Origin of the sequence: Caenispirillum bisanense (assembly GCF_039523075.1) — a bacterium.
In the GTDB taxonomy this organism is placed as follows: Bacteria; Pseudomonadota; Alphaproteobacteria; order Rhodospirillales; family Rhodospirillaceae; genus Caenispirillum; species Caenispirillum bisanense.
The window spans coordinates 25,883-34,714 of sequence record NZ_BAAAEP010000051.1 but is presented as its reverse complement, the minus strand read 5'-3'; the positions used below and the strand labels follow the sequence as shown (position 1 = coordinate 34,714).

General features: G+C 69.2%; 11 protein-coding genes. 9 read left to right on the top strand and 2 right to left on the bottom strand.

Annotation, left to right across the window (positions count from 1 at the left end):
* Positions 1–27: 27 nt before the first annotated feature.
* A complete protein-coding gene (locus ABD056_RS18625; protein WP_343869146.1) occupies positions 28–1,221 on the bottom strand; it encodes a sensor histidine kinase in 1,194 nt (397 codons plus the stop codon).
* 191 nt (positions 1,222–1,412) lie between these two features.
* On the opposite strand from ABD056_RS18625, the gene lepA reads away from it, so the two are divergent.
* The 6 genes from lepA (at position 1,413) to ABD056_RS18595 (ending at position 6,542) form a co-directional block, all read left to right on the top strand.
* The gene (gene lepA / locus ABD056_RS18620) at positions 1,413–3,215 is read left to right on the top strand and encodes a translation elongation factor 4 (RefSeq protein WP_343869144.1); all 1,803 of its coding nucleotides are present in this window, start codon (positions 1,413–1,415) and stop codon (positions 3,213–3,215) included.
* 190 nt (positions 3,216–3,405) lie between these two features.
* Positions 3,406–4,035 carry a MarC family protein gene (locus ABD056_RS18615; protein ID WP_343869141.1) on the top strand — a complete coding sequence of 210 codons (630 nt, stop codon included), beginning with the start codon at positions 3,406–3,408 and terminating at the stop codon, positions 4,033–4,035.
* Positions 4,036–4,204: 169 nt separating this feature from the next.
* Complete coding sequence (locus ABD056_RS18610) at positions 4,205–4,795, top strand: malonic semialdehyde reductase (RefSeq protein ID WP_343869138.1); 591 nt, start codon at positions 4,205–4,207, stop codon at positions 4,793–4,795.
* A gap of 13 nt (positions 4,796–4,808) precedes the next feature.
* Positions 4,809–5,363, top strand: a complete 555-nt coding sequence (gene ddpX / locus ABD056_RS18605; protein ID WP_343869136.1) for a D-alanyl-D-alanine dipeptidase — start codon at positions 4,809–4,811, stop codon at positions 5,361–5,363.
* 16 nt (positions 5,364–5,379) lie between these two features.
* On the top strand, positions 5,380–6,066 hold the full coding sequence (gene tsaB / locus ABD056_RS18600; RefSeq protein WP_343869133.1) for a tRNA (adenosine(37)-N6)-threonylcarbamoyltransferase complex dimerization subunit type 1 TsaB: 687 nt from the start codon (positions 5,380–5,382) through the stop codon (positions 6,064–6,066).
* Entirely contained in the window at positions 6,063–6,542 is a 480-nt protein-coding gene (locus ABD056_RS18595) for a GNAT family N-acetyltransferase (RefSeq protein WP_343869132.1), read from the top strand. The genes tsaB and ABD056_RS18595 overlap by 4 nt, the downstream gene beginning before the upstream one ends.
* Before the next feature lie 34 nt (positions 6,543–6,576).
* Here ABD056_RS18595 and ABD056_RS18590 read toward each other — a convergent pair whose 3' ends face one another.
* Positions 6,577–6,828 (bottom strand): sulfurtransferase TusA family protein, encoded by a 252-nt coding sequence (locus tag ABD056_RS18590; RefSeq protein ID WP_343869129.1) that lies wholly within the window; start codon positions 6,826–6,828, stop codon positions 6,577–6,579.
* Between the two features lie 102 nt (positions 6,829–6,930).
* Between ABD056_RS18590 and ABD056_RS18585 the strand changes: the two genes are divergently transcribed.
* The 3 genes from ABD056_RS18585 (at position 6,931) to ABD056_RS18575 (ending at position 8,806) form a co-directional block, all read left to right on the top strand.
* Entirely contained in the window at positions 6,931–7,347 is a 417-nt protein-coding gene (locus tag ABD056_RS18585) for a Ros/MucR family transcriptional regulator (protein WP_343869126.1), read from the top strand.
* A gap of 166 nt (positions 7,348–7,513) precedes the next feature.
* Entirely contained in the window at positions 7,514–7,942 is a 429-nt protein-coding gene (locus ABD056_RS18580) for a Fur family transcriptional regulator (RefSeq protein WP_343869123.1), read from the top strand.
* A gap of 69 nt (positions 7,943–8,011) precedes the next feature.
* Entirely contained in the window at positions 8,012–8,806 is a 795-nt protein-coding gene (locus ABD056_RS18575) for a GNAT family N-acetyltransferase (protein WP_343869121.1), read from the top strand.
* The last annotated feature ends 26 nt before the right edge of the window (positions 8,807–8,832 follow it).

Below are 8,832 nucleotides of genomic sequence, written 5' to 3'. Positions count from 1 at the left end.
CCGGCGCCGGCACCGCGCCGCGCCGGATCAGTCGACGGCGTCCGCCGCTGCCGCCAGGGTGCGGGTATTGGGGAAGCGCAGGGTGGTGGCGGTGCCGCGACCCGGCCGCGCCCGCAGCATCAGCCGGCCGCCGTGGGCATCCATCAGCCCCTTGGTGAGCGCCAGGCCGAGCCCCGTCGGCCCGGCCTCCAGCGCCGCCCCGGGGCCGGCGGTGAGGGTGTCGCCGATGCGGCCCTGCTCCGTCCGCCGCAGGCCGGGGCCCTGGTCGCTGACGGTGATGGTCAGGCAGCCGGCGGCGTCCTCGCCGGCTTCCACGGTGACGACCGAGTCCTCCGGCGACACCGACAGGGCGTTGTCGAGCAGCGCCCGCAACATCTGCCGCAGGCGGGCGCCATCGGCCCGCAGAAGCGGCAGCGACTCGGGCACGCGGGTGCTCACCTCCACCCGCCGGGAGGCTGCCTCCTCGGCCACTTCCGCCGCCACCGCCTCGCAGGCGGGGCCGACCGCCACGTCGTCGTCGGCAAGGTCGAGGCCGCCGCCTTCCAGCAGCGACAGTTCCACCACGTCGTCGATCAGCCGCCGCAGCCGCCGGCCGCCGGCACTGATCTCGCGCGAATAATCCTGGTAACGGGGATTGCCGAGCGGCCCGAACACCGCTTGCGACAGCATGTCGGCCAGCCCGATGATGGTGTTCAGCGGCGACCGCAGTTCCTCCGACAGACGCTGCAGCACCTCCGCCCGCTCGCGGCCGGCGCGGCGGGCCTCGCGGTCGGCCTCGCGCAGCAGGCTGCCCTGCAGCACCTCGCCGGTGACGCTGGTGTGCAGCACCATCGCCAGCCGGCGGCCGGCGGTCGTCACCGGGCGGCAGATGACGCGGAACCAGCGCACTTCCCACGGCGCATGGCAGGAATAGACGTGGCGGAACTCCTCGCGCTCGCCGGCCAGCACCTGGGCGACGCCGCGGCCAATGGCGCGGATGGCGGCATCGCTGGAGGCGGCGCACAGGGTGACGTAGTTGCTGCCGCGCCCGAAGGCGGTGTCGAGGCTGCCGTTTTCGGCGCCGAAGCGGCGCCAGTCGGCGCTGACGGCCAGGATGCAGCCCTGCTCGTCGACCAGACAGCCGCTGGCGGGCAGGGCGTCGATGATGCCGGCGGCAAGATCGAGGTCGGCGGCCCCGGAGGACGGGCCCGCGCTCTGGCTGTCACTGGCGCTTTCGGTCACAATAGGCTGTCCCCCTGCAGGCGGCGCGACCCCCGCGTGCCGTGCCGCCATGGTGCCATACCCTCGCGCGCAACAGAACCGCCGGGCGCGACGCACGTCCGTTCCATAGGACGCATGGCCCGCGTCGGCGTTGCTTGCGGACGGCTTTGGCCCTATGGTGCGCCCCAAAGTTTCAGCTGAACGACGGCCAGATGAGCGACCTTTCCCACATCCGAAATTTTGCGATCATCGCCCACATCGACCACGGCAAGTCGACCCTGGCGGACCGCCTGATCCAGGTCTGCGGCGGCCTGACCGACCGCGAGATGAAGGAGCAGGTGCTCGACTCCATGGACCTGGAGCGGGAGCGCGGCATCACCATCAAGGCGCAGACCGTGCGCCTGACCTACACCGCCAAGGACGGCCGCACCTATCAGCTCAACCTGATGGACACGCCGGGCCACGTGGACTTCGCCTACGAGGTCAGCCGCTCGCTGGCCGCCTGCGAGGGCTCGCTGCTGGTGGTCGATGCCTCCCAGGGCGTCGAGGCGCAGACGCTGGCCAACGTCTATCAGGCCATCGAGGCGAACCACGAGATCATCCCCGTCCTCAACAAGATCGACCTGCCCGCCGCCGAGCCGGAGCGGGTGAAGGAGCAGGTTGAGGACGTCATCGGCATCGACGCCTCCGACGCGGTGGAAATCTCGGCCAAGACCGGCATCAACATCGAAGGCGTGCTGGAAGCCATCTGCGCCCGCCTGCCGCCGCCCCAGGGCGACGAGACGGCGCCGCTCAAGGCCATGCTGGTGGACAGCTGGTACGACCCGTACCTGGGCGTCGTCATCCTGGTGCGCATCAAGGACGGCGTGCTGAAGAAGGGCCAGAAGATACTCATGATGCAGACCGGCGCCACCCACCCGGTGGACCGCGTCGGCGTCTTCTCCCCCAAGATGGAGGAGGTGAAGGAGCTGAAGGCGGGCGAGATGGGCTTCATCACCGCCGGCATCAAATCGGTGGCCGACTGCTCGGTCGGTGACACCATCACCGAGGACGGCCGCCGCTGCGCCGAGCCGCTGCCGGGCTTCAAGCCGTCCATCCCGGTGGTGTTCTGCGGCCTGTTCCCGGTCGACGCCAGCGACTTCGAGCACCTGCGCGACAGCCTCGCCAAGCTGCGGCTGAATGACTCCAGCTTCGAATACGTGCCGGAATCGTCGGCGGCGCTGGGCTTCGGCTTCCGCTGCGGCTTCCTCGGCCTGCTGCACATGGAGATCATCCAGGAGCGGCTGGACCGCGAGTTCGACCTCGACCTCATCACCACGGCGCCGTCGGTGGTCTACCGCCTGCACATGACCGACCGCACGATGAAGGAACTTCACAACCCGGCCGACATGCCGGACGTGATGAAGATCGACTTCATCGAGGAACCGTGGGTGAAGGCCACCATCATGGTGCCGGACGAATACCTCGGCCCCATCCTGCAGCTGTGCACGGAACGCCGCGGCATCCAGCTGGACCTGACCTACGCCGGCAACCGCGCCATGGCGGTCTACAAGCTGCCGCTGAACGAAATCGTGTTCGATTTCTACGACCGCCTGAAGTCCATCTCCAAGGGCTATGCCAGCTTCGACTACGAGGTCGACGACTACGCCGAATCCGACCTCGTGAAGGTGGGCATCCTGGTCAACGGCGAGCCGGTGGACGCGCTGGCCTTCATCGCCCACCGCAGCCAGGCGGAATTCCGCGGCCGCGCCATCTGCGCCCGGCTGAAGGACCTGATCCCCCGCCACCTGTTCAAGATCCCCATTCAGGCGGCCATCGGCGGCAAGGTCATCGCCCGCGAAACCATCGCCGCCATGCGCAAGGACGTGACCGCCAAGTGCTACGGCGGCGACATCAGCCGCAAGCGCAAGCTGCTCGACAAGCAGAAGGAGGGCAAGAAGCGCATGCGGCAGTTCGGCAAGGTCGAAATCCCGCAGACCGCCTTCATCAACGCCCTGAAGATGGACCAGAGCTGAGCGCCGCCAGCGCCTCAGCGGTCCTTCCCGTCATGCCCGGCTGAAAGGCCGGGCATGACCGTTTCCAGCCCCTGCCGCGCCCTGCTGCCGCCTCCGGCCCCGCGTCATCGGCGAAGGGTGCCCTTCGTCCTCGCGCGGTGGTAGGGTCGGCGGGTGGTCCTTTTCCCCGTTGCGCCGAAAGCTGCCGTCGATGATCGACATTCTTCTCAATGCCCTGGTCGTGTTCTTCGTGGTCATCGACCCCATCGGCATGGTGCCCATCTTCATCGGCCTGACCCAGGGCTTCACCGCCGGGGCGCGGCGGCGGATCGCCGTGCGGGGGTGCCTGATCGCCTTCGCCATCATCGTCTTCTTCGCCTACTTCGGCGAGATCGTGCTGAACGCCCTGTCCATCGAGATGCCGGCCTTCCGCATCGCCGGCGGGGCGCTGCTGTTCTGGATCGCCTTCGAGATGCTGTTCGAGAAGCGGTCCGAGCGCAAAAGCCGCACCGTCGACGAGGCCCGCACGGAGGAAGAGGCCCGCCACATCGCCGTCTTCCCCATGGCCATCCCGCTCATGGCCGGGCCGGGCGCCATCACCACCATCATGCTGATGATGGACCGCTACGGCGACGACCTCGCCGGTCAGGGCACCGTGCTGGGGGCGGCGGCCCTGGTGCTGATCGGCAGCGCCGCCCTGTTCATGATGTCGGAAGCGGTGCAGAAGGCCCTCGGTCAGACCATCATCCACACGGTCAGCCGCGTCCTCGGCATCGTCCTGGCCGCCCTGGCCACCCAGACCATCATCTCCGGCATCACCGCCATCTACCCGCCGGGGTGAGGGGTTTTTCGGCCTCCACCCTTCGGCCTACCTCTGGCGGTGCGGCGGGGAGTGGGGTGGGTGGTAGGGGCATGGCCCGGTGAGCCGGTTGCATCCGCCGGCCCGGGCGACGAAGATCAGGGGCGCCGCCATCCCCCCGGCGGTGCATCCAGCGAGAGGAGACCTCCCCGTGCGACAGCCTTTGCCCGACGCGGCCCTCGACCTGCTTTTCCGGCAGGCGCGGAGCCATGGCGCGTGGAGCGACCGCCCGGTCACCGACGAGACCCTGCGCACCCTCTACGACCTGTGGAAATGGGGGCCGACCAGCGCCAACAGCTCCCCCGCCCGCGTCGTCTTCGTGCGCTCTGCCGAGGCCAAGGAGAAGCTGCGCCAGTGCCTGTCGGGCGGCAATGTCGACAAGACCATGGCTGCCCCGGTGACCGCCATCCTCGGCTACTCCACCACCTTTTACGAGGAACTGCCGCGCCTGTTCCCGCACGATGATGCCCGCTCATGGTTCGCCGGCAATCCGCCGCTGATCGAGGAGACCGCCTTCCGCAACTCCACCCTGCAGGGCGCCTACCTGATGCTGGCGGCGCGCAGCCTGGGGCTGGACTGCGGGCCCATGAGCGGCTTCGACCGCGCCCTGTGCGACGCCCTGTTCTTCGAGGACGGTGGCGTGAAATCCAACTTCCTCATCAACCTCGGCTATGGCGACGAGACGGCGCTGTTCCCCCGCAACCCGCGCCTCGACTTCGACGAAGCCTGCACCATCGAGTGACCGACCGCCCATCATGCTGACGGAAATCACCGCTGCCTCCCACGGGGTCGAGCTGGACATCGTCTACGCCACCCACCGCAACTTCACCGGCCGCCCGGTCTATGCCCGGCCGGCGTGCTTCCTGAACCCGGAGGCGGCGGAGAAGCTGCTGCGGGCGAGCGAGCTGGCCCGCGCCGTCGGCCTCCGGCTGCGCATCCTCGATGCCTTCCGCCCGGCGGAAGCGCAGTGGAAGCTGTGGGACCACACCCCGGACGCCACCTTCCTGGCCGACCCGCGGCGCGGCTCGCCCCATTCCATGGGGGCGGCGGTGGACCTGACGCTGGTGGACGCCGCCAGCGGCCAGGAGCTGGACATGGGCACCGCCTTCGATGCCATGACGCCGCAGTCCTTCCACGGCAGCACGGAGGTGTCGCGGCAGGCGCAGCAGAACCGCTTCACCCTGCTCGGCCTGATGTCGGCGGCGGGGTTCGACTTCTATTCGGCGGAGTGGTGGCATTACCAGCTGTTCAATGCCCGCGCCCGCTACCCGGTGCTGAGCGATGCCGCCGCCGGCACGGCGATGATGTGAGCGGGGAGGGACGCGCGTGCTGATCCTCGCCCTCGATACCGCCATGGCGGCCTGTTCCGTCGCCGTCTGGCGCGACGGCACCACCCTTGCCGCCCGCCGGGAGGAAATGGCGCGCGGTCAGGCGGAAGCGCTGGTGCCCATGATCCGGGAGGTGATGGCCGAGGCCGGCGTCGCCTGGGCGGAGCTTGACCGCGTCGCCGTCACCATCGGCCCCGGCAGCTTCACCGGCCTGCGCGTCGGCCTCGCCACCGCCCGCGCCCTCACCGTGGCGGCGGGGACGCCGGTGGTCGGCGTGACGACGACGGAGGCCCTGGCGGCTGCCGTCGACCCGGCCCAGCGCGCCGGGCGGCGGGTGCTGGCGGCGGTGGACAGCAAGCGCGACGACCTGTTCCTGCAGTGGTTCGACGCCGATCTGGCGCCCCTCGGCCCGCCGTGCTCGGCGGAGCCCCAGGCGGTGCGGGCGCAGCTGGCGGAAGGGCCGGCGGTGATTGTCGGCGACGCGGCTGAACTGCTGGCGCCGCTGCCGGAAACGGCGGTGGCGGTGGCGCCGGACGGGGCGACGGTGACGCCCGACCCGTCCGTGGTGGCGGCCCTCACGGCGGTGAGGCCGCTGCCGGCGGCAACGCCGCAGGCGCTCTACATCCGGCCGCCCGACGCCGCCCTGCCGAGCGGCGGCGGCCAGTTGCGGCCCGACCTGCCATGATGTCCGACAGCTGCGAGCTGATCGCCGTCGGCGCCGCCCATGCCGGGGTGCTGGCGGTGCTGCACGAGGCGGCCTTCGGCGTCGGCGAGGCCTGGACCACCGGCGACTTCGCCGCCCTGTTCGACACCCCCGGCACCTTCGGCTGGATCGCCCAGGTGGGCACCGGGCAGGGGCCGCAGCCGGTGGCGCTGGTGCTGGCCCGCGCCGTCGCCGACGAGGCGGAGATCCTGACCATCGGCAGCCTGCCGCGGGCCCGCCGCCGCGGCATCGGCCGCAGCCTGCTGCGCGCCGCCGCCGCCGAGGCCGCCACCCGCGGCGCCGAGCGGCTGTTCCTGGAGGTGGCGGTGGACAACGAGGCGGCCCTCGGCCTCTACCGCGCCGCTGGCTTCACCGAGGTGGGCCGCCGCAAGGACTACTACCGCCGCCCCACTGGCGGCAGCGCCGACGCCCTGGTCATGATGCGCGCGGTGCTGTAGGCGCGCTGCGTCAGTCGGTCAGCCGGCCAGTCGGTCAGCCGGCCTTCTCGACCCGCAGGACGTGTACGCCGCCCTCCGCCTCGCCCGGCGCCGGCGACAGGTCGAGGATGCGGTGCCCCAGCTCCGTCAGGGAGCGGGGGACGTTGGACAAGGGCTCGTCGCCCATCAGCCTGATCTCAAGTACCTCGCCGGGAGCCATGCGCTCGACCGCCAGCTTGGCCTTCACGAAGGTGATGGGGCAGACTTCTTGGGTAATATCCAGCTGATGGTCTGATTTACTGGTCACCGCAATATCCTATCTCTTGCATTTGCTTCGGGAACCATTGCAAACGGGTTCCGGTTCAATTATATGTGTCGCAGCCGTTCGAGAGAGAGGTACAGAAGGCAAATGAGCGAAGCAATAACCGACAAGGAGCTGTTGGAGCTGACCTCGGAGATCGTGGCCGCGCATGTCGGCAACAACACGGTGGCCGTGACGGATATCCCGCAGCTGATCAACGACGTCCACCGTGCCCTGGCCAATCTCGGGTCGGCTCCCCTGCCGGCGGAGCGGCCGCAGCCGGCGGTGCCGGTGAAGAAGTCGGTGCACCCCGACTACATCATCTGCCTTGAGGACGGCAAGAAGCTGAAGATGCTGAAGCGTCACCTCAAGACCGCCTACAACATGACCCCCGAGGAATACCGCGAGCGCTGGGGTCTGCCCGCCGACTATCCCATGGTCGCGCCGAACTACGCCAAGCACCGGTCGTCGCTGGCCAAGAAGATCGGCCTGGGCACCAAGGCGCGCCGTCAGGGAGCCGCGTGACGGGACTGTGACAGGTCTCCCCGCGCGATTAACCCGCCGGGTAATGTGGGCGTCGTCACGGCCGGGGGCAACCCGCTGCGACGACGCCTTTTCATTTGGCGGACAGGCGTCTACTATCGCCGCCGGGGCCCGCACCATCTGACGACAACAGGACGAGACCCTCAGGATGACGTCGCGCATCGAACAGCGCTGTATCGAGAAAGGCATGAAGATGACCGACCAGCGCCGGGTGATCGCCCGCGTGCTGTCGGAGGCGACGGACCATCCCGACGTGGAAGAGGTGTATCGCCGCGCGACCGAGGAAGACCCGCGCATCTCCATCGCCACCGTCTACCGCACGGTTCGCCTGCTGGAAGAGGCGGAGATCCTGGAGCGCCACGATTTCGGCGACGGCCGCGCCCGCTATGAAGAGGCGTCCGACGATCATCACGACCACCTCATCGACATCAACACCGGCACCGTGATCGAATTCCATTCCGAGGAAATCGAGGCCATCCAGCGCGACATCGCGCGCAAGTACGGCTACCGCCTGGTGGGTCACCGGCTGGAACTCTATGGCGTTCCGCTCAAGGACGATGATAAGAACGGCGCCTGATGCCATGCCGCCGCCGCGTCGTCTTCGTCGTCGCCGGCGGGCGGCCGCACAGCCTGATCGGGATCATCCATGACGTCCTTCGCTGCCCTGACCGCCGGTGACCACGAAATCCGCATCGCCACCGACGAGGCCGAGATCAAGGCCGCACAGGCGCTGCGCTATCGCATCTTCTACGACGAAATGGGCGCCCGCCCGACGCCGGAGATGGCGGAGGTGGGGCGCGACTTCGACGAGTTCGACGCCCACTGCGACCACCTGCTGGTGATCGACCGCAGCCGCGGCACCGGGCCGGAAGGGGTGATCGGCACCTACCGCCTCACCCGCCGCAGCCAGGCGGCCCGCGCCGGGCGCTTCTACACGTCGGACGAATACGACATCTCGGCCATCGAATCCTACCCCGGCGAGATCATGGAGTTGGGGCGCAGCTGCGTTGATGCCGCCTATCGCAGCAAGTCGACCATGCAGCTACTGTGGCGCGGCATCGCCGCCTATGTCTTCCACCACGGCATCGACCTGATGTTCGGCTGCGCTTCGCTGCACGGCACCGACCCCGAGAAGCTGGCGCTGCCGCTGTCGTACCTGCATCACCACCATCTGGCGCCGCCGGAAATGCGCCCCCGGGCCCTGCCGGAACGCTACACCGCCATGGACCTGCTGCCGCCGGAGCAGATCGACGTCAAGCGGGCGCTGGTGTCGCTGCCGCCGCTGATGAAGGGCTACCTGCGGCTGGGCGGCTTCATCGGCGACGGCGCGGTGGTCGACCACCAGTTCAACACCACCGACGTCTGCATCATCGTCAAGACCGACCTGGTCAGCGACAAGTACTACAAGCACTACGACCGGACTGCCCGCGAGCAGGACTGACAGGCCATCGCAGCAGCGGAGGACGG